We start from the raw sequence: 19,251 nt of genomic DNA on the forward strand, positions 1-19,251 counted from the left end.
TCCTTCGATCCGCTCTCCGCGTATTATTCGCCGCTGATTGTTCGTCGCGCCTTATTCATCACCGCGCAGCAATGCATAGACCGGATCCTCTGGATAGCGCGCGCCAATGGGCTGGCGCGGGCCGAATTGCTTGGCTTCCGGCCCTTGCGGTGCACCGAGCGGGCGGATCCAGTCATAGACCACCACGCGCCGCGCGATGCGCCATTCGCCGCCACGCTTCTCGAAGCGGTCGACATAGCGCCCGGCCAGGAACACTTCGCGCGATACCATCGTTTCATCGGTTTTGCGCTGCAGTGCCTGGAAATATGACTCCACCGCCGCCCAGTTGCCATGCAGCGTGATCGACAAGTTGGAGATGAAATGGATCGACCGCTCGCTGGTCTTCAGCCGGTCAAGCACCCACTCGATGAAGCCGGCGGCGCTGCCAGAGTAGGGGCCGTGCGAGTCGGTGCCGTCTTCCCAGTACGCGCTGCGCAATGCCGCCTCATCACAGCGGTCGATACCCCGGCAGTAGCGATACAGGCATTCGCGGATGGCTTCGCGATCAAGCAGTTGCCGGATTGTTGCGGATAGGGCGTCGAGATCGGGTGTCGTCATCTGGTCTCCTTGGACGTGGACTCGGTTTCAGCCCGATTTTCCCGCACGCCGCAGCCCCGATTGCAGGTGGTTTGGTTGATTGTGTTCTGCATGGCGAAGGCATATTCGGCGCCTTGCAAGGCCCCTAAGATACTTGGGACAAGAGCCGCACCCTACAATAAGCGGCCATTCAAGACCGCGTTTGTCGCGTGCGCTTGCAAAAGAACGACATAGAAGGAGACAAACACATGCCAAGTCATACCGGCGGCACGCGCCACCCGGCATTCCAGCGCCCCTCGGATCGCTGCCGCACCCGCGGAGGTGCGCGATGATCCCGCAACGCAAGCTGGAAGTTCAAGCCTTCATCGACGAGCAGCGGTTTTCGGGATTTCACATCCGGCTGTTCCTGCTCTGCTTTCTGATCATCAGCCTGGATGGCCTGGACACCGGCGCGATGGGCTATCTGGTGCCGTCGCTGATCAAGGACTGGGACGTGTCGCGCGCCGCGCTGGGGCCTGTGCTGAGCGCCACGCTGGTCGGCATCGGTATCGGCGCCATGCTGGTCAGCCCGGTGGCGGACCGCATTGGCCGCAAGCGCGTATTGATCGGCTCGGTCTTCGTGTTCGGTGCATTCACGGTGGCAGCGGCTTTTACCACGTCGCTGGAAATGCTGATGGTCATGCGCTTCCTGACCGGCATTGGCCTTGGCGCCGCAGTGCCCAACACCGTGACGCTGATGGCGGAGTACGTGCCGACCCGCATCCGCGGCACCGTGGTCAATTCCATGCTAATGGGCTTTGCGCTTGGCAATGCCATGGGCGGCCTGATGACCGCATGGCTGATTCCACACTTTGGCTGGCGCTCGGTATTGATCGTTGGCGGTGTGTTGCCCGTCTTGCTGAGCCTGATCCTGATCCGGAGGCTGCCGGAGTCGGTGAAATTTCTCGTGGCCAACCAGCGTGGACGCCAGGAAGCCGTAGGTATCCTCCGCCGCATCGCGCCAGCCGCCAAACTCGACGATGTGGCGCTCGTCTGCGAGGAAGACCTCGCCCACGGCCGCAAGTCGCCGATTTCGGAGCTCTTCGGCAAGCGCTATGCCGTTGGCACGTCGATGCTGTGGCTCTGCTACTTCATGTGCATGATGATCCTGTACCTCGTGAACAACTGGCTTCCCACCCTGTTCACGGTGTCAGGCTTCTCGCTCCATGATTCGACGATTACCGCCACGCTGTTCCACATCGGTGGCTGCGCCGGCATCCTACTGGCCGGCCTACTGACCGATCGGTTCCCGCCCACCCGCGTCGTGGCCGCGTACTTCCTGGTGGCCGCCGGCATCGCGCTGGTGATAGACCATCACGTGTCGCAAGGCAGCGGGCTGACCGTGCTGATCATCATCATGGGCGTGGCAGTGTCCGGCGCTTCGGCGTCCATGTCGCCGCTGGCCGCGCACTACTACCCGACCACCAGTCGCGTCACCGGCGTGGCTTGGATGCTGGGCATGGGCCGCTTCGGCGGCGTGGCCGGCACCCTGGGCGGCGCCATGCTTCTGGGCATCGGCTGGGACTTCGGCGCGATCTTTAGCCTGCTGGCCATTCCCGCGGTCATCGCCGCGCTGTCGCTGCTGGTGCTGGGCCGCAATGAAGCGCAGCAAGAGCAGAAAGAATGCGTGGGATCGCCAGTGGCCGAGCACTGACCTGACGGCACGGCCTCCTACCAGAGGAGCGCCACGGAATGAGTGCAGAAACGGAACGCCTTGCCCAACGGCGGCACGCCCATCCATCTATTGGCGCGCCCGCGTGACTTATTGCCGCGCATGCTCCTCGCTATGCAAATTGGCGAGTGGCGCCGAAATCCATACCATCCCGCGTCTGTCCGCTAGCAGAACTGAACCGTCGCGATGGCCGGAGCGTAGGGGGAAGCGGATTCTTTCACGAACGTGAATGTTTCCCCGGGGGGTGTCGGCATCAAGGTCCAACCGAACCGCATCCCGCCGTGCGTGGTGGCTCCGCGGGGGCAGGCGTCCAGCCGAGAATTGGCGATGCTCTGGTCGGCGACTGCCTGGCGTCGAATCGGGGCGCTCCGCGAGGGTTCATCGTAGTGCCGACGCTTGCGAGCGTAGGCATGCGATGCCGAGTCGCGCTTCCTCGGCGCGGCACCCCCAATCGCAGGTCAGTTGGGTTTCGGCGCAGTCGCGGGTCGAGATAACGCTCGCGCACGATGGGCTTGCAGTTGCTGCGCCCGGTTCGCATCGGCCTGGGAAACGTGTCCCGCCGCCTGCCCCGCCAGATCCACGCGCGGGGCACCTTCCACCAGGCAGGTCCAGTAGCGGGTGCCGCGGCACCAGGTCCGGATTGCGTCGCGCAACACCGACTCCGTCAGGCCAATTTCCTGCGCGTGCGGGACGAGGTCCTGGAAGATGCCGATCTTGAGCGGTACCTTGGGCGCAGGATTCTTCGGAAAGGTTTGCGGGAAGCGCTTTTGCAGCTTCGCGATGGCCTGCAGCACCGGATCGACGGGCTTAGCGGGCTCATTAACGGGCTTCGCTGGGCGGGCCGAAGCCTTCGGCGGTGCGCGACGCGTCTTGGCCCGTGGCGCGGCCTTGGCTTGCTTTGCCAGTTGTTCCTTCAATGCCGCCAGTTGTTCGAAGCCCATCGTGCCCAGCCATTAAAAACGAGCTGAGATTGTAGCAACCCCTTGTGATTCGTGTTGCCGCTGACGCGGTGGCGTGGCCTTGGCCAAAGCAGGCGTCCTGGCCAGGGCGGGCACCCCCTTCACCCTTCGCGCTTCCACCCGATCCGGTGCCGTTCCTGCGTGGCTTCATGCCGCGCGTCGTCTTCGGTATGCAAATAAGCGCTGGTCGTGGCGATGGATGCGTGCCCGAAATTGTCCCTCACGAAGCGCAGGTCGACCTGCTGGTCGGTCATATGCGAGCCCGCGGTATGGCGCAGCCAGTGCGCCGAGGCGCCGGCCAGCACTTCGGCCCGGCTTTCCCAATCGGGTCCGCGCGCGCGCAGCCGCTCGGCGGCCAGCGCGAAGATTTCCTTGAGCACCAGATGCAGCGCGCCACGCGACAAGGGCTTTTCCTTGCCGATGATCGGTAGCAGGATCGGGCGATCCTCGCCTGGCAATGGTCTCGGCGCCAGGCCGTGGGCGCCCCGATAGCGCGCCAGCTCCACCATCAGCTCATCGGTGGCCGGCACCAGCCGCGTCTTGTCGCCCTTGCCCGTTACCTCCATCCACCAGCGCTCCAGGCCGTGGCTGTCACGGCGGCAGAAAAATGCCCCCATGCGCGTGCTGGCCACTTCCGTTGCCCGCAAGCCGCCGAGATACAGCACGGTGAGCAGCCAGCGGCAGCGCGCCGCGTGCAGCCGCTCGCGCTCGGTCGCAGCGTCGCGCGTCCCCGGCATGGCGTCGATGGCGTCCTTGACCGCTTGCCACATGTCGTGGCTCAGGTAGCGGGTGATGCGCGGCTTGGATGGGCTGCGCCGGCTGCGGGCCAGCGAGAGCGGGTTGCCGGCCAGGTAGCCGGCGTCGACCAGCCAGGCGAACAAGCCATTGAGGATCACCATGGTGTGGCGCGTGCTGACCGGGGAGAGCGGCCCGGCAAACGGCCGCCACCCTGGCGCGCCACGCGCGAGCTTCTTGCGCGACGCCATCACCCAGCGCGAGGCCGGCTGCGGATCGGCCAGGAAGCGCTCGTACCACAGCAAATCCTCATGCGTGAGCGACGACAGCGGTTTCCTTTGGTCTACGCGTGCTGCAGCATGGCCCACAGCAGCAGCCGCTCGGCCTCGCGCCGATAGCTTTGCAGGGTGGCGGGGGTGTCTCGGCGTACCGGGCCAGCCAGGCCGTCACGGCGGCCAGATCGTCGGCGGCCGAGATCTGCGGGGTGCCGCCGCGGGCCCGGTTGCTGCCGGCGGCGCCGGACAGCGCGGCGGGCAGGTGCAGGCGCTCGATCGGGGTGGCCGGCAAGGCGGTGAAGGCCGTGTGGGACAGCTGGCTGGATTCCATCGGTGCGGCGGGTGTCTTTTTCTCAAGGTGAGACATAATTATAGACAGAATGACACTTATGTCTAAAGATTTAGAAATTTACTCAAATTGTTAACGTATTACGTAGTAATATCTATCGAAAGTGATCTTGTCCGCCGCCCAAACATGACTGCCAGCCCCGAATACGCGTCGTCCGACGCCGCCCTGCAGGCCACGCTCGCCGCCGACGTGGCCACCGATGTGGCCCAGCTCCGCGCGCAGTTCCCCGAGACCCGCGCGCTCTACCGCGAGGTCTGCGCCTTGCTGTTCTTCCGCTACGGCATCACCCCCACCGCCAACAAGCTCTACGGCCTGGTGCGCAAGGGCAGCATGGGCACGCCCACCGAGGTGTTGGCGCAGTTCTGGCAGGACCTGCGCGGCAAGATGCGCGTGACCATCGACCACCCCGGGCTGCCGGACGCGCTCAAGGCGATCGCCGCCAATGCCGTGCAATCGATCTGGCAGGCCGCCAACGAGGCCGCCGCCGGCGAACTGGCCGCGCTGCGGGCCGAAGCGCGGTGGCAGGCGAGCGAGGCGGAGGCCCAGCGCGACCAGGCGCGCGCCGCGGTGGTGGTGGCCGAGCAGAAGACGGCGGCAGCGCAGGCTGAACTCGACGCGGCCCAGCAAGCGCGTGCGGCGCTGCAGGGGGAACTGGAGGCCGAGCGCCAGGCCCACGCGGCCGCGCAGGCGCGTCAGGAGGAAGGCCGGCGCCAGATCGAGGCGCTCGAGCGGCAACTGGGCGAGATGCATACGCAGTTCTCGGCGGACCTGGAACGTACCCGCGAGCAGGTGGCGGTGGCGCAGGATCGGGCCAGCGCCACCGAGCGCCGCGCGCTGCGCGAGATCGACCAGGAGCGCACGCTGCGCCAGAAGGCCGAGCAGGCGGTGGCAGAATTGCGCGCTGAGCTGGCGGCGGTGCAGGCGAGGGCGCAGGACGTGGCCGTGACCGGTGCCGAGGAACGGGCGCGCTTGCAGGCCGAGCGCGACACGCTCGGCCGCCTGTCGGCGCAGAGGGGCAGGCGCTTGAGCATGGCGAGGCGGCACAGGCAGGCCTGCGAGCCGAACTGGCAGCGGCGCTGCGGCGGGCCGAGCGCGCTGAAGTGGAGACCACTGCGATGCGCCGCCTGGTGTCGCCCAGGCGCCGGGCGCCGGCGACGCGCACCAAGTTCAGGCCCCGGCCGGCCTGAGGGGCGCTGGAGATGTTGGATGGAATTTATCCGCTGCGCGAGGGGACAAGACTGTGGACAAGCCGCTCGCAGGCTGAGGGCCGACGGCGTCAGCGGAGTTGAATAAAATTTAAGCAGCGAGGGCGACCACGTCCTCCCGCCGGCGCGGAATTCCGCCGGAACGCTGCCACAAGACGGCACCACGCAGGATCCGGCGCCGCCCCAAATCTCTTCACCTTCACCATGTCAATCGAAATCGAGCGCGCGCAAGCGATCACCTGGATCCGCAGCCAGATGGCCCAGCAAGGCCTGACCCTGTCCCACCTGCAGGCCGCGGGCTGCTTTGCCGAGCCGCCGCCGGCACCACCGCCTGGGGCGGTGCGCTACCGCAACGCGCAGGGGCAGGGCTGGGATGGCCGCGGCGCCATGCCGGACTGGCTGCTGCGGGCAATTAATGCCGGGCAGACCGTGGAACATTTCCGGGTCTAGTGAAGGGATGGCCGGGATTTCCTAGCGCTGAGCCGCACCGGACGATTCACAGCCACTTGGATGTCCGTGAGCGCACCCATATAAGAAGTATCGGATAGCTATCAGATACCAGTTAAATTGACCATTGATCTCCGCTATCAGCTGGATGATCGCGAAAAATCTGTGTTCCCAGCGTGGGAAAGTCGTTTTGTTCCTCGCTGAGGCAAATCGGGCAATTCAGCCGTATCGCCATGCGATTTATTGTTTTTGACCCTGAAATATAACCAAACATTGATTTAGATTTTGGGTTTATATCAGCTCGATTTTAATATTGAGACATCTCGGCGCAGAGGAAATCGACAGCGCTGGCGAGGCCCTGGAGGGCGATTTTCACTTTTTAAGGTTCCTGTTTGTGCATTTTTACAGTAAATGATAGGTACGGTTATCATGTAGTGCGAAAAGTGGTTTTTACGCCGGGAGGGCGGGGGCGGCGTGATAAAATCGGCACCTATCCCCGTCGGCCGCGCTTTTCGTCGGCGGCGGGTCGTCCATTCTTGCGGAGGCCGCGCCGTTCATGTCCCTGATTCGCAGCATCCAGGCCGAGGCCATCGAAGCCGCCACCAGCGTGTCGTCACTGCTGCGCAAGTGCAAGCTGCTCGCCGCCCGCCTCGACCACGCCCAGCTCGCGCAGTGGGTGGAGCAGGAACTGAACGGCTACCCCGACGACGCCGACCTCCCCGCATACCGGGTCACCCGCGCATATTCCTATGGAAACTTTGCGGGTCCGTTCTCAACAGCCACAGATCTGCAGATTCCAGTGGAGATCCTCCCGGAAGCCCTGCAGGATCATTACCGCGTCGCGCGGCTCGGCCACGCCATCAGCTACTATGAAGGCCTGGTGCAAGGCGCGAAACCGGCGTCCGTGCAGTTGCCCTGGAATGTCGCACTGGCGATCAAGTACGCGTCCAAGCTGACACCCAATATGCAGTGCATAGCGGCGTGGCAACAGATACCGATTGGCGCGATCGACCGGCTGCTCGATGCGATCAAGAATGCAGTGCTCGGCTATGCGATCGACTTGGAGAGAGCCAGCCCGGACGCAGGTGAACTGCCTATGGGCGCAAAACCCATCAGTGAGGAACGATTGACTCAGATCTTCAATACCAACATCGCCGGCAGCGTCGGCAACGTGGCCAACGGCGGTAGCGGGTTTTCGCAGACCGCCCAGGTGACCGCGGGCACGGGCGACTGGGACGCGCTGCGCCAGCAGCTTTTGTCGCTGGGGCTCAAGGAAGCGGATCTCGCCGGGTTGAAAGCCGACCTGGACGAGGCGAGGGCGAAGGGGAGCGGACTGGAAGGCAAGCCGCAGTCGTGGATGGGCAAGCTGGCGGGCAAGGCCATCGAAGGCGCCGCCGGGGTCGGCGTGGAGGCGTTGGCGGGTGGCGTAGCAAAGGCGATCGGCGCCTATCTGGGTGTGTCGTAACGCCAGGCCAAAATAGAAAAGGGCGCTCCGCAGAGCGCCCCCAAAGCAGGAAGTTGGGGGTCCGCCCACCCGAAGGTAGCTGCCGACACTGATCCCAACTTTTCACTTGCAATTGTCCAAGATTTCCACCTTTAAGTCAATGGACCACCTTTCCGACGAGGAACTGGCCGCCGTAGCGGCGCTGCTATCAAGTGAGCGATTAAGCACCTTCGAGCGGCTGGCGGGCTCCAACCGCGGCGCCATTGCCTTGCACCAGGAGATGTTGCGGCTTGCCGCCTCGCTGATGACGGTCACGGCAGTGGTGGAGATCGCGCTGCGCAATGCGGTCTGCGACAGGTTGACCGATCATTTCGGCGTCGCCGACTGGCTGCGCGGCCCGACCGGCCCCTTCAACTGGGGCGCGGAAGAACGGGACAAGATCATCCAAGCCGAGAAAAGCGCGCAGAAGGCCGCCTACGCCAAGCTCACCCAGGAGCAAAAGCGCCAACTTGACGCGGCGGCCTTCCGCAACCGGGGCGGGACGGCTCCCGCGGGCATTCCCCATGAGCAGCTGTCCAGGGTCAGGCAGGCCGCGATCCCGGTCCCGATGGGGCAGGTGGTGGCGCAGCTCACCATGTATTTCTGGAAACGTCTCTTCTCGGGCGACTACGACCACGCGCTGTGGAAGCCGGCGCTCAAGCGCGTCTTCCCGGACAAATCAATCTCGCGCGCGGCCGTGGCCAGCCATCTCGAATCGATCTACCAGACCCGGAACCGCATCGCCCACCACGAGCCGGTCTATGGCCGCCGCCTGGCGCAGACCGAGGCCGCGATCGAGTTCGTGGCGCGACACCTTGGCAGCCGGGGACAGGACGGGTTGACCCCGCTGGAGAAGCTGCTGCAACCGGAGATGGCGGAGTTGCGGAACCGAGCGGGCGAAATGCGGAGACGGCTGGATGCCCTCCAGGCTGGGGCAAGCTAGTTGAGCGTGGCGGCTTGGCTGCGATGCATCACCCTCGCGACGAGCTCGCTATGCCCTACCGGTTGCAGCGGGCAGTCTCTCTCAATTAAGTGGAAACTTGCAGCACAGCAAAAGGGTAATGGACGTGACTGACTTCAACGCAGTCGGTTTTTTGGCGGACGACCTTACGCAGTGGCGCGAAAATGTGCGTCAGGCCTTCCCTGATGCCTTCGCGATCGCCCATCGCATGAACAACATGGGTATGCGGATACTGTGGGAACTGCCTGCTGAGAATGTCACCGAGCCACAGGTTTGGGCCGTTGCCGGGTATGCAAGGGCTATTGAATCGTTCCAGACAACCGTCCTCCTTGCGGAGCGCGGGGCTTTGGCTGAGGCCCGCGCACTAGCGAGACTCTGCGCTGAATCGGTAATCGTCACCGCCGGGCTTCTGAAGGTTGAGGGTACGTTGGAGAAGCTGCACGAGGACGCGGCCAAGCACAAGCTGGGCGTGTGCAACCGTATGCTGGCTATCAATGCCAAGAGCGGCAATGCCGAGTTGTTGGCCCGCTTTGAGAACGAGAAAGCCGAGATAGTGGCCGAGTTCGGTGAGCCCAGACCGCTGAAGCTCTGGCCCCTCGCACAGCAAGCCGGGCTGGAAATGCTTTACGAACTTTCCTACCGACTCCTTTCAGGCAATGGCGCGCATGCGACCATTGGAGCGTTTCAACGTCATATGGCACCCGGTAAAGACGGACACCTGGACCAATATGTTTTCAGCCCCGACGCGTCCGACATGCGCTCGACGCTGCTCAGCGCAAACGCGGCCATGATCCATTTGATCGGATTGGCCGTCGACTTCATGGGGTTGAACGGCTATGAGGCCGAGTCCCGCGAATTGCTTCTGCACTGGACTGTCGTGAAGCACGAACTTGAGGCTGCCGACTAACTCGTACAGACGAATGGGCTGGAAGCCAAACGACGGAACTAAATTCTGGTGGCAAACATCGGCGTTGGTGTGAACCAAGTCACCCCAGCCTCAGACTGACAGGTCAGGGGCGGCCCCGGTTGACGAGCGCTCCTCGAACGAACCGGAGCCTGCCTAGCCAATTCAGATCCAAATAAGCCCCGCAAGTCGTAGTTTTTCCCTGTCGAATCCCACGCACGTCTAGTCCAGACTATCTGTGCGGCCTGGCTGGGCCGCTCGGCTCGGCGCCAACCTTCAATGCGCGCATGTTTCAGCCGATAACCATGTGGGTAGCTCCTATTGGGGGCTACGCTAAAAGGGATATTTATGAAGAACACGGTAGCACTCTGCGCGCTTTCAATGCTGGCAGCATCGTCCATCGCCCACGCGGCAACAACCCAGGTCGAAGTGAAAGTTGAATCGCCCAGTTTTGTTTCGGGGGTGAAGACCATCGAGCTAGAGGACAACGTGCCGCAGACCATCACCTTCCAAGCAGCAGCGACGCCGGCCTTCGACAAGCGCTGCGTCAGTCTTGGCCTGGTCGATGCCGACGGTGGTGTGCCGACGGTGGTCCAGCTACAGGTGACAGCAATGCGCTTGGACGGCAACAACAGGCTGGTGAGCGCGGAGCTCAAGGCACGCAAGGCTGCGGAGTCGCGCAAAATGTTGGTTTCGTCGAACGGAGAGCGTGCCGATTGCCCAAACGTGCGGGAGTTCACAACCAAGATGATGGGGAAACTGACGCCTGGAACGCCAGAACTGTTGTTCTCCGCGACGGACGGTCGGCAGGATGCGAACATTTCCGTGACCGTCATGGCGAAGTAGGCTAGCCCCATCGTCAAGCCACGGCGCTGCGCAACAGGCGCGGCGCCGGCGCTTGGACGGTGAGGCCCATGTGGCGAGGAACATTTGATGCAGTCCGACAGGAGCACAGGCGAAGCGAGTGATATTTCATCGCTTCCGGAATGGGTATCGCGCTCGAGCCATTGGTCATGGTGGCGCCGTTGGCTAAGCAATCCACCTCTCTGGGCATCCCGCCGGGCGGTGGCTTGGCGCACTCTGACAACCGAAGGCATGGCACCAACAGCGCGCTCGCGTTTCGTACGGGGTGAGGGGATATTCTTTGAGTCGGTAGCAAGGCTCGACGCGATTGACCTGTGCAGCATCGACGTGCTCAGGTATCACACTGACACCAACCGGTTCCGGCCGACCTCTATCTCGTGCCCCCACGGCCCGCTCACACGCTCGTTTGGAAGAACTGAGATATGGGCACGCTCGGGGCGCTCTATGACGGGCGCACCGATACCTTGGTGGACCACCAGATGCTGGCCTACCAGGCCCTCGGTTTCGGCCCGATGGCCGAGCATCAGCGGCGTTACGTGACGCGCTGGCTCAAGGAGCGGCTGGCAGGCCAACCGAGCAGCAGTGACTTGCTGCATGACTTGAAACGCTGGCTGTACGAGCATCGCATCCTGATCCCGCATGACCGGGCGCTGAAGCGGCTGATCAACCAGGCCGTGGACGCCTGCGAGGCCGCGCTGGCTGAAGCGCTGGTGCAAGCCTATGGCGAAGCTTCCCTCGACGCGTGGGGGACGTTGCTCCCGCGGCCCGAAGGCGACCGCGCGAGCCTCCAGCAATGGCTGTGGGCGGTTCCGCTGCGCAACTCCACGCATCAGATGGGCGAGCTGTTTGACAAGATCGACCGGCTGTACCAGCTGGGCGTCCACCAAGGCTGGCCGGCGGTCTGCAATGAGGCAGTGGTTCGCCACTATGCGCGGCGTTGTGCGAATCGCCCAGCGTCAGTCAGCAAGCGGGTTGCGCAACAGTCCCGCCGCCTGGAAGCCGCATGCTTCTTGCGCTATGCCTTGTGTGCGGCCACGGATCACCTGTCATCCATGCTGCGCCACTGGATTCGCAAGTCCGTCAACGATGCGGGACGCCTGATCGACGCCGGCCGGCCGGACCCTGGCGTTAAGCTCCGGGAATTCGCTGCCGCCGTCAAGGCGCTGGTTGCCGATGAGACGCAGACACGAGAAGCCCTTTGCCAGCAATTGGGCGCCCTGGCCGACGCGGCGACCTCCCAGAATCTGCCAAGCCGAGCCAGCCTGTTCCGCGCACAACTCCTGTCCCGACACCGGCAAGCCAAGGCCATGCTGGGCAGGCTGGTTTGCCTGCCATTCGCCGCCCAGTCGGCCCACCCGGTGATCGAGGCCATGGAGGTGCTTCGCAAGCTCTATGCGCGGAGGGCCGACTGGCTCCCTGATCGAGTGACGGCTCGATTGGGACGCGCCTGGCAGCCAGCATTAGAGGGCCAGGATCGCAAACGGGCGCTGGCCGCCTTCGAATGGGGGACGCTGTTTGCCCTACGGGTGGCGCTGCGTAATGGCTCGGTTTTCCTGGACCACAGCTTCGCATTTCGTAGCCAGGCGGCACTGCTGATTTCCAACGAGGATTGGCAGGCCCGGCGTAACCATTTCTACGGTCATCTCAAGCTGCCGCAGGACGCCAAGGCTTTTCTGGAGCCCGTGGTGGCACATTTGGATGCGGGGCTCGCCAAGTTGCGAGACGCGGCCTTGCGCGGCGAACTGAAGATTGATAGCGCGATCCATATCGATCCGCTCACGGCAACGAGGCCGGAAGCCTCCGTGGAGGCGTTGCGGCGCGCGCTGTTCGAGCGGCACCCCGGTGGGCAATTGCCGGAAATCCTGCTGGAGATTGATAGCAGCACCCACTTCAGTTGGCTCCTGCTGGGCCGGGAACCGCATTCGCGCAGCGAGCTGCTGATGGTCTACGCCGCGGTACTGGCGCACGGCACCTCGATGTCGGCGGCAGACCTCGCACGCATGGTGCCGGAGTTGTCGCCCAGCGCGATCCGACAAATGATGCATCGCATCGCGGACGAGCGCAAACTCCGCCAGGCCGCCGATGCTGTCCTGGTGCTTCATGCACCAGCATCCGATTGCCCAACACTGGGGGCGCGCCGATCTGGCATCATCGGACATGATGTCACTGGAGACCACGCGCACGGTCTGGCGGGCACGGGCCGATCCGCGCCGGCGCACGAAATCGATAGGCATGTACACGCATGTCCGCGACCGCTGGGGCATCTTCTACGACCAGCCGATCCTGCTCAATGAGCGGCAGGCCGGCGCGGCCATCGAGGGCGTCATCCGCCAGAGCGGATCGGAAGACGTGGCGCAACTGGCTGTCGATACCCACGGCTTTACCGATTTCGCCATGAGCCACTCCCGGCCGGCCGATTCGTGATGACGGAGAGACCAATCTCGTTGTAGCTGTCGTTGTCGCAATAGTGATATGCCTAGTAGTAGAAGTTCGGCGGGCAGATGGACGAGAATCTACCGGAGGTATTTTCATATGTGATTTCTAAGTATATTGAACCTCATGTGGTGTACAGGTAGGATTGCCCTTCGACGCGCGATGACAAGCGCGCACCAGCCAGAACTCGCGTTCGCGAGATAAGAGAGTCGGAGCACAAGCTAGGCTTGCTGCCACAGACTGCAGTCGTAGTCCCCAGGAAACATAGACGTTAGTCTAGGAGACGATGATGCTGAGTCCCCATGAGTTCGCCACACTCGTACTGGTAAACGAGACCCCCGACCAGGTCGACCTGGATGTCGAAGACGTGGCGGCGCTGCTGGAAAATCGGCTCGTCACCCTCGAGAACCTTGGGCCAAGCTGCAGACGGCCGCAAGTTACCCTCCAAGGGTATGTTGTCCTCAAGGCCTTCGGGCGTTCCCGCGGAAGAAGTTGTCAACCAGTTCCTGGCTTACGATGAGACCTGACGCGGCGCTCGTCGGAGGTGCCTGCCGAAACGGTCGCGCTCTCAAGATTTAGGCAGTCGAGATGCATCACAAGACCGCCTACCATGCAGCGGTCGTTTTTACCGAACTCGGTCTCAAATGTGCTGTCGTCGGATGGCGCAGGGCTGGGGTCGCACTAAGGAGATGAAAGATGAATCAGTTTTCCTCAGAGAAAATCGTGGAAGCGCAAAAGGCAAGTCTCGAAACCTTGGTTGGTCTGACGAGCAAGGCCTTCGATGGCTTTGAGAGATTGCTTGAGCTGAATCTCCAAACCATGAGGTCCGCGTTAGCAGAGACACGGGAAGGCATGAAGCGGGCCTTGTCGGTCAAAGATCCACAGGAGTTGATGGCATTGCAAATCGAGCTACTGCAACCCGTGGCCGAAAAGTCCTTGTCGTACCGCCGCCATTTTCTCGAGATCGCGGCGTCTACAAGGGCCGAGTTCGACAAGGTCGCCGAAGCCCACTACGAGGCCAACAAGCGTGGAGTCCAGAGCCTAGTGGAAAGCGTTGGAAGCGCCGGGCCCGCGGGCTCCGAGGCGGTGTTCGCTGCCGTGCAAACCGCTATCAATGCAACCAATACGTTGTACGAAACCGTGCAGTCGACGACCAAGCAAGCGGTGCAGGTTGCTGAGAACAGTTTCGATACCGCTGCAGATGCGGCGGCCAAGGCCGTGCAGCATCGTACGGCGCAGACATCCCGGGCAGCTAAGGCGTAACTAGCTATGGAATCCGCAGTTCCGTATATCACTACGGTGCTGCGGAAAAATAAGAGACTTGAGACATGCTGTTGGCTGGCCGCACGCTGGGGGCAACGGCGCAAGCGCATAGAGGGATGGAGATGACTAAGAGGATTGCCGTGGTAACGGGAGGCATGGGTCATGCGGTTATACACAACTGTCTCCATCATCGACGGATCGTAACCCTCGCAAAGTCTTCGCAGCGACATGAACTTCTTTCAGGCCAAGCCAAATCGTCTTCACGCCGGGCTCGCCATCGCTCTTGCGGCCGAGGAAGCCGCCAAGTCGTGCAATCAGGCGAAGCACCTCATTCAGCGTTGGCTTGGCAGGCTGTTTGACTCGGGTCAGCAGGTAGGCGCCTCGTATTTCATCCGGGTCGAAGAACAAGTCAGCGTCCAGATCCGGACAAGTGCGTCCGAGTCGCATCAGATGCGCTATGCGCCAAGCGACGACCATGAACAACGCCAAAGCGCGCTCAAGACGTTCTATTGCCGACAACTGGAGCGCTTCAACGCGACAGGCGTTCTTCAGGATGTTGAACAGCGTCTCTATCTCCCGGCGCGCGCGGTACCAGTCAATAAGCTCTCTCGCATCGTCCAGACCGGCTGCACTGCGATTTGTCAGGAGGCGCCACTCGATTGGCTTGACGCCGGCAGGCGCATCAAACTCACGTGCAATGATGCTCGTCGCTGCGACCGTCTTGCCCTTACCTGCAGGCAGATCAACCCGTTGCACCCAGAGTTGCTGGCGCACGGTGCGGGCTTTGATGCCATGGCGCGATCCCATTGTGAAAGCGATCTCGCCAATGGGCTTGCCGCTGACCGTGCGTTGCCACAGCTTCTCGCCATCCGGCAGGCAGCGATTGTGGGTAGCACGAATAAGCCAGTCAGCGGGCGTACCGAGTTCTTGGGTACGCAGCATCAACGCCATCAAATCTGCTTCACGATCAGCGACGTAGACCAAGCGTGTGCTGGGCAGCTCCACGGCCATTTCAGCAATGCGCTCGTAACCTTCAATCCAACGCAAGCTTTCCTTTGGGCCGCCGCGTTTGCCGAATTTATCCCGCTTCTCGCGCGCCCACATCCATGCGTCCAGCACACCAAGTGGTTCGCGTTGCGGCGTGACGGCGTAGGTAGCGGGTAAGAGAGCAGCGTCACCGCTGCTCCCTCCCCAAAGAACCGTACAAGCGACTTTCACCGCATACGGCTCGCGCACGGCTAAAGCACCGTTAAATCGATGCCGGCCTTGCCGAACAGCACAAGTCCTTCGCAGACGTCATATCGTGGTTTCATCCCATTACTGAGAGCAGGGCGCTGAACTACCGCGAGGCAGCCTCTTCCAAGCTATCCCTGCAACGAACCGGAGATATTGGCCTGCGACAGCCACACCTCGCGGAAGTCTGCGCCCTTTCGGGCCGGGGCAAAGTTTGAACCCCTATGCGGGCCATTACAGCCCGCCGTTCGCTTTCTCCGCGTTCTCTTACCCGCTTCCCCATCAGCTTCCCTTGCGGGGCACCTGCCACAGATCCGATAGTCTGAGTCCGTGGCGGAGAGACGGGCTTACCACGTTCCCGTTCCTGCCGGCCCAACAACAACCTTGAGCCTATCCGGTTAGCGCCTGTCTATCCCACGATGGCACTCTGGCGACGTACGTCCACATCCGAAGGAACGCAACCGGCCATTTACCTTTTGGTTTGAGCCTGTCAGCACCTTTGGCTCATCGTATCTTACGAGGGTTCAAACAACAGTTCACTTATGTTGCGCGTACGGAATTTGCCTAGCCTCCACACCGCCTTCGTGCTGGCAGCGTCGACCTCGTTGTCACCAACGCGGGCCTTCTTTCGAGGAGTACATTGTTCCCGGAGCTTCATACCCGATCGTTACCAATCACGCATGTCCGGGTAGGCAACTGCTAGTCGCATAGCAGGTCGCAGCTTCGACCGCCTCTTCAACGCTCAAACTGCGACAAGACAAAAACGAGCTTTGCTGCCCTTTTACTGCTTGACGCTCGACACGCCGCGGGCAGCAGAACGTGTCGCACCGGATGGAGATACATACCCCGCTGCGCCTCATAGCTAAGCGGCCCCAGTCCGGTCGCCCCTTGACCGTTAAAATCAAGTTCCGTTGTATCCTGCAAGCACAGCACGACTGGTTCAGCCCCCATTCTCTGCTGAGTCTGCTGCCAGTGCGGCGTCAGAATATCGCGCCAGTCAACGCTGTCGTTGCCAAAGAAGCGATACGCTCCCATGGTCTCGCTCCAGCCGTGGCACGCCTTCGGTACGCTGGCCATCGGATCGGCCGCAAATCGCTCCATCAACATCCTCGCTCGCTTGTCGAGGCGCGCATCACCGAGATCCAGGTGGGCAAACTCAGTCGCTGCCCAGTGTGTCGATTCAATCGTCAACGCGTCACCCAAAATGCGACAGTAAACGCGAGACTTAGAGAGTTTACAAGTGCCGCTTCAAGTCGTTGAAAGTAAACGTTTTTCGTAGGCGCTTCGGTCGCTTGGGAGTGTCAAAGATGTGTAAAACCGCATGGGCATGGGTGGGCTGGGCGAGGCTATCAGTACCAAACTACAGGACGCAGGTTGTACGGTGGTTGTGACCCATTCCCCTAGCAACCCCGGCGTCGCAAGCTGGCTGAAGCGGATGGCGGCGGAAGAGCGCCGATTCCATGCCTATCCAGTTGACGTTGCGGACCATGAGTCGTGTCAGGAATGTGTCGGAAAGATTCGAGAGGAGATAGGTCCAATCGATATTCTGATTAACAATGCAGGGATTACGCGAGACGCGAGTTTCAAAAGATGGAGAAAGTCGATTGGGATGCGGTCATGCGGACCAATCTCGATTCGGTGTTCAATATGACAAAGCCGGTGTGCGATGAGATGGTCAAGCGTGGCTGGGGGCGCATCATCAATGTGTCATCCATCATCGGCTCGAAGGGCGGTTTTGGCCAAACCAACTACGCTGCAGCCAAGGCTGGCATGCATGGCTTCACGAAGTCGTTGGCGCTCGAAGTCGCCAAGAATGGTGTGACCGTCAACACCGTTTCGCCCGGATTCATCGCCACCAAGATGGTGATGGCTGTACCCCAGGAGATTCTGGACACCAAAGTTATTCCACACATCCCAGTTGGCCGTCTGGGTGAGCCCGAGGAGGTCGCTGCGTTGGTCGTGTATTTGTGCTCCCGCGAAGCAGCCTTCTTGACCGGCGCAAACATTGCCATCAACGGTGGGCAGCATCTCCAGTAAGCTGGTTTGCCCGGGCCCAAACAGGGCCGGGCATCATTGCAACACCGCGCTGACCGCTGCTTAGGTTGCTATCGCGCTAGGCCGATTGCTCCGCGCCCTGGTTGCGCGAGGGAATTCTGCGACACAACCCTATCGGGTGCTCATGTATGCGGCAAACAGGGCCGGCTGCAAACCGCGCAATTCCTTGCGCCGTTCAACTAGCTCATGGTGGCGACCGTGCCGCTCCAAGTTCAGCAGTTCGAGCAGCAAGCGCGTCGCACGCTCAGGCGAGCTTTGAGTCGACTGCTGTGTCTGACGCAGTAGGTTCGCTAGGCCCGGTTTCTCGATCAACGCCCAGGCGGGAAACCACGCTAGATCCTCGACGGCACCATCGCCCTCGAAGCGAGAGTCGAACGCCTTGCGCAGCGTAGTCAGAGAGGAGTCCTTTAGGCGGTGCATCAGTCCGTCAAGTCGGCTTGCCGAAAGCCACGCGAGCTCGGCTAACAGCGGCCAGATGGCTTCCAGTCCGTGCTGGTGATATTGCGCCTCTGCCATCCAGCACAGCGTAGTGGGAATGCGGCGCCACGATGCAATACGTGCGACGGCTTCTTGTGCCGCGACCCAATCCTCGACCTTGAGCCACAACGGCACTGCATGGGCATCGTGCTCGTTGCGGCACAACGGCAAGTGCGCAGCTGCGTGCGCAAGCGCTCGCCAAAACGGCGCAAGCGCTCGCCAAAACGGCGCGAGCCATGCACTGCCGGCAGTGTCACCAAACACGCGGGCAGCAGCCGGCATGACCTCGCGGGTTATCTCGCCACGCGCATTTTGCAGCGCATCGTGGTCGCCAAAGCGCTCTGGCCTTTGTTCCCCAAGAGCCCGAGTCAGCGTACCAAGAGCGGGAAGAAGATCGTCGGAAGGATGTTCGCTGAGCAATAGCTGCAACGCACCACGCGCCGCAACTGCATTGCGGCGCTGCAGGGCGTCGGCAACATCATTGCGTAGCATCACATCGCGGCTGTCAGCAAAGATATCGAGTTGCATCGACTTCAACACCCAGAATAATGTGATCGTTCAAGGCATGAGGAGGGATTCTAATCCATCTGGCTGCTCAGGAGCAGATGGGGAGTGGCCGCATCCGCGGCGACCAGGCGGAAACCTTGCCAGCGCGGCCGATGGGGGATACGCGCTGGAGTAGCCAATGGGATGCCTCTACTCTGTCCATACCGAATCCACTTCCCGCATCAAGCGCCCGGCGAGAATATAGTCGCCCAGCTTGGATGCCTTTGCCTCGAGGCTCTCCAGCTCACCTGCAGGCAGCTCGGACAGATCAAATTGACAATAGAGGTTTCGCTGTCGAAAGGTCGTTTTTGGCCGCATCAGGCCAGCGACCAATGCCGTCGGCGATTTGATTGCGATGTTCTCTTGCCCGCGATATTCCACACGGATCCCTGCCTTCTGGCCGAGCCGACCAAGTTCAATCGCGTCCTGCCAGCCAGCCTCATAGTCCAGTTCCACCACGGTCACGCCTTCCGTGCCCAGGAGTCTTAGTGCCTCCCCTTTGGTGCCAGCTCGTGCTGTCGCCATTGACTTCTCCACTCACATTCTTGGCGCATTTGGGCAATACCCTGTGCTCCCACAGTATTGTAATCGCCGGCGGCGCCTCAAGCCCGATAGCCCTTTCCGGCGATTGACATCCGCAGGGCCCGTGGAATGTGGGGGCAGGCCAGGTGGGACACGAGGAGGGGAGAGAACTGCGATGTCGCCGCTCTGTCAGAACACACTCGATTCAGCTTGAGGGATGCCAGCCATGGCAATGGCATTGGGGATATGCCAC

Annotated in this window: 12 protein-coding genes and 5 pseudogenes; 10 read left to right on the plus strand and 7 right to left on the minus strand. The window is 61.9% G+C overall.

The window, feature by feature from the left end; translation table 11 throughout:
• Positions 1–51: 51 nt before the first annotated feature.
• The gene (locus OMK73_RS04280) at positions 52–597 is read right to left on the minus strand and encodes a nuclear transport factor 2 family protein (RefSeq protein WP_267600934.1); all 546 of its coding nucleotides are present in this window, start codon (positions 595–597) and stop codon (positions 52–54) included.
• Positions 598–904: 307 nt separating this feature from the next.
• Between OMK73_RS04280 and OMK73_RS04285 the strand changes: the two genes are divergently transcribed.
• Positions 905–2,269 (plus strand): MFS transporter, encoded by a 1,365-nt coding sequence (locus OMK73_RS04285; protein WP_267600935.1) that lies wholly within the window; start codon positions 905–907, stop codon positions 2,267–2,269.
• Positions 2,270–2,745: 476 nt separating this feature from the next.
• Here OMK73_RS04285 and OMK73_RS04290 read toward each other — a convergent pair whose 3' ends face one another.
• Positions 2,746–3,228, minus strand: a complete 483-nt coding sequence (locus tag OMK73_RS04290; RefSeq protein WP_267600936.1) for a ProQ/FinO family protein — start codon at positions 3,226–3,228, stop codon at positions 2,746–2,748.
• A gap of 119 nt (positions 3,229–3,347) precedes the next feature.
• A pseudogene (locus OMK73_RS04295) lies at positions 3,348–4,587 on the minus strand (tyrosine-type recombinase/integrase).
• Between the two features lie 144 nt (positions 4,588–4,731).
• On the opposite strand from OMK73_RS04295, the gene OMK73_RS04300 reads away from it, so the two are divergent.
• The 8 genes and pseudogenes from OMK73_RS04300 (at position 4,732) to OMK73_RS04340 (ending at position 14,165) form a co-directional block, all read left to right on the plus strand.
• Positions 4,732–5,898 carry a DNA-binding protein gene (locus tag OMK73_RS04300; protein WP_324291654.1) on the plus strand — a complete coding sequence of 389 codons (1,167 nt, stop codon included), beginning with the start codon at positions 4,732–4,734 and terminating at the stop codon, positions 5,896–5,898.
• Positions 5,899–6,014: 116 nt separating this feature from the next.
• On the plus strand, positions 6,015–6,260 hold the full coding sequence (locus OMK73_RS04305) for an H-NS family nucleoid-associated regulatory protein (protein ID WP_267600937.1): 246 nt from the start codon (positions 6,015–6,017) through the stop codon (positions 6,258–6,260).
• A 553-nt stretch (positions 6,261–6,813) separates the two neighbouring features.
• Positions 6,814–7,722, plus strand: a complete 909-nt coding sequence (locus OMK73_RS04310) for a hypothetical protein (RefSeq protein ID WP_267600938.1) — start codon at positions 6,814–6,816, stop codon at positions 7,720–7,722.
• 139 nt (positions 7,723–7,861) lie between these two features.
• A complete protein-coding gene (locus tag OMK73_RS04315; RefSeq protein ID WP_267600939.1) occupies positions 7,862–8,683 on the plus strand; it encodes a hypothetical protein in 822 nt (273 codons plus the stop codon).
• Between the two features lie 118 nt (positions 8,684–8,801).
• Entirely contained in the window at positions 8,802–9,608 is an 807-nt protein-coding gene (locus OMK73_RS04320) for a DUF5677 domain-containing protein (RefSeq protein WP_267600940.1), read from the plus strand.
• 345 nt (positions 9,609–9,953) lie between these two features.
• The gene (locus OMK73_RS04325) at positions 9,954–10,451 is read left to right on the plus strand and encodes a hypothetical protein (RefSeq protein ID WP_267600941.1); all 498 of its coding nucleotides are present in this window, start codon (positions 9,954–9,956) and stop codon (positions 10,449–10,451) included.
• A gap of 437 nt (positions 10,452–10,888) precedes the next feature.
• Positions 10,889–12,878 (plus strand): annotated as a pseudogene (locus tag OMK73_RS04330) (Tn3 family transposase); the annotation flags it as partial.
• A gap of 720 nt (positions 12,879–13,598) precedes the next feature.
• Positions 13,599–14,165 carry a phasin family protein gene (locus OMK73_RS04340; RefSeq protein ID WP_267600942.1) on the plus strand — a complete coding sequence of 189 codons (567 nt, stop codon included), beginning with the start codon at positions 13,599–13,601 and terminating at the stop codon, positions 14,163–14,165.
• A 168-nt stretch (positions 14,166–14,333) separates the two neighbouring features.
• On the opposite strand, the pseudogene OMK73_RS04345 reads toward OMK73_RS04340, so the two are convergent.
• Positions 14,334–15,329: pseudogene (locus tag OMK73_RS04345) on the minus strand (IS4 family transposase); the annotation flags it as partial.
• Between the two features lie 897 nt (positions 15,330–16,226).
• A pseudogene (locus tag OMK73_RS04350) lies at positions 16,227–16,583 on the minus strand (IS4 family transposase DNA-binding protein); the annotation flags it as partial.
• 136 nt (positions 16,584–16,719) lie between these two features.
• On the opposite strand from OMK73_RS04350, the pseudogene phbB reads away from it, so the two are divergent.
• Positions 16,720–17,435 (plus strand): annotated as a pseudogene (gene phbB, locus OMK73_RS04355) (acetoacetyl-CoA reductase).
• 129 nt (positions 17,436–17,564) lie between these two features.
• Here phbB and OMK73_RS04360 read toward each other — a convergent pair.
• Together OMK73_RS04360 and OMK73_RS04365 are read right to left on the minus strand one after the other, a co-directional pair.
• Complete coding sequence (locus tag OMK73_RS04360; RefSeq protein WP_267600943.1) at positions 17,565–18,458, minus strand: hypothetical protein; 894 nt, start codon at positions 18,456–18,458, stop codon at positions 17,565–17,567.
• Positions 18,459–18,626: 168 nt separating this feature from the next.
• A complete protein-coding gene (locus OMK73_RS04365) occupies positions 18,627–19,001 on the minus strand; it encodes a PHA-granule associated protein 4 (RefSeq protein WP_267601334.1) in 375 nt (124 codons plus the stop codon).
• Between the last annotated feature and the right edge of the window lie 250 nt (positions 19,002–19,251).

Origin of the sequence: Cupriavidus sp. D39 (assembly GCF_026627925.1) — a bacterium.
GTDB classification, from domain to species: Bacteria; Pseudomonadota; Gammaproteobacteria; order Burkholderiales; family Burkholderiaceae; genus Cupriavidus; species Cupriavidus ulmosensis.

What these genes read in the sequence shown, in the direction of transcription:
- OMK73_RS04280 (WP_267600934.1), bottom strand. Translation starts at nt 597, where the DNA reads ATGACGACACCCGATCTCGACGCCCTATCCGCAACAATCCGGCAACTG.
- OMK73_RS04290 (WP_267600936.1), bottom strand. Translation starts at nt 3,228, where the DNA reads ATGGGCTTCGAACAACTGGCGGCATTGAAGGAACAACTGGCAAAGCAA.
- OMK73_RS04310 (WP_267600938.1), top strand. Translation starts at nt 6,814, where the DNA reads ATGTCCCTGATTCGCAGCATCCAGGCCGAGGCCATCGAAGCCGCCACC.
- OMK73_RS04305 (WP_267600937.1), top strand. Translation starts at nt 6,015, where the DNA reads ATGTCAATCGAAATCGAGCGCGCGCAAGCGATCACCTGGATCCGCAGC.
- OMK73_RS04325 (WP_267600941.1), top strand. Translation starts at nt 9,954, where the DNA reads ATGAAGAACACGGTAGCACTCTGCGCGCTTTCAATGCTGGCAGCATCG.
- OMK73_RS04315 (WP_267600939.1), top strand. Translation starts at nt 7,862, where the DNA reads ATGGACCACCTTTCCGACGAGGAACTGGCCGCCGTAGCGGCGCTGCTA.
- OMK73_RS04360 (WP_267600943.1), bottom strand. Translation starts at nt 18,458, where the DNA reads ATGCAACTCGATATCTTTGCTGACAGCCGCGATGTGATGCTACGCAAT.
- OMK73_RS04340 (WP_267600942.1), top strand. Translation starts at nt 13,599, where the DNA reads ATGAATCAGTTTTCCTCAGAGAAAATCGTGGAAGCGCAAAAGGCAAGT.
- OMK73_RS04320 (WP_267600940.1), top strand. Translation starts at nt 8,802, where the DNA reads ATGGACGTGACTGACTTCAACGCAGTCGGTTTTTTGGCGGACGACCTT.
- OMK73_RS04300 (WP_324291654.1), top strand. Translation starts at nt 4,732, where the DNA reads ATGACTGCCAGCCCCGAATACGCGTCGTCCGACGCCGCCCTGCAGGCC.
- OMK73_RS04285 (WP_267600935.1), top strand. Translation starts at nt 905, where the DNA reads ATGATCCCGCAACGCAAGCTGGAAGTTCAAGCCTTCATCGACGAGCAG.
- OMK73_RS04365 (WP_267601334.1), bottom strand. Translation starts at nt 19,001, where the DNA reads ATGGCGACAGCACGAGCTGGCACCAAAGGGGAGGCACTAAGACTCCTG.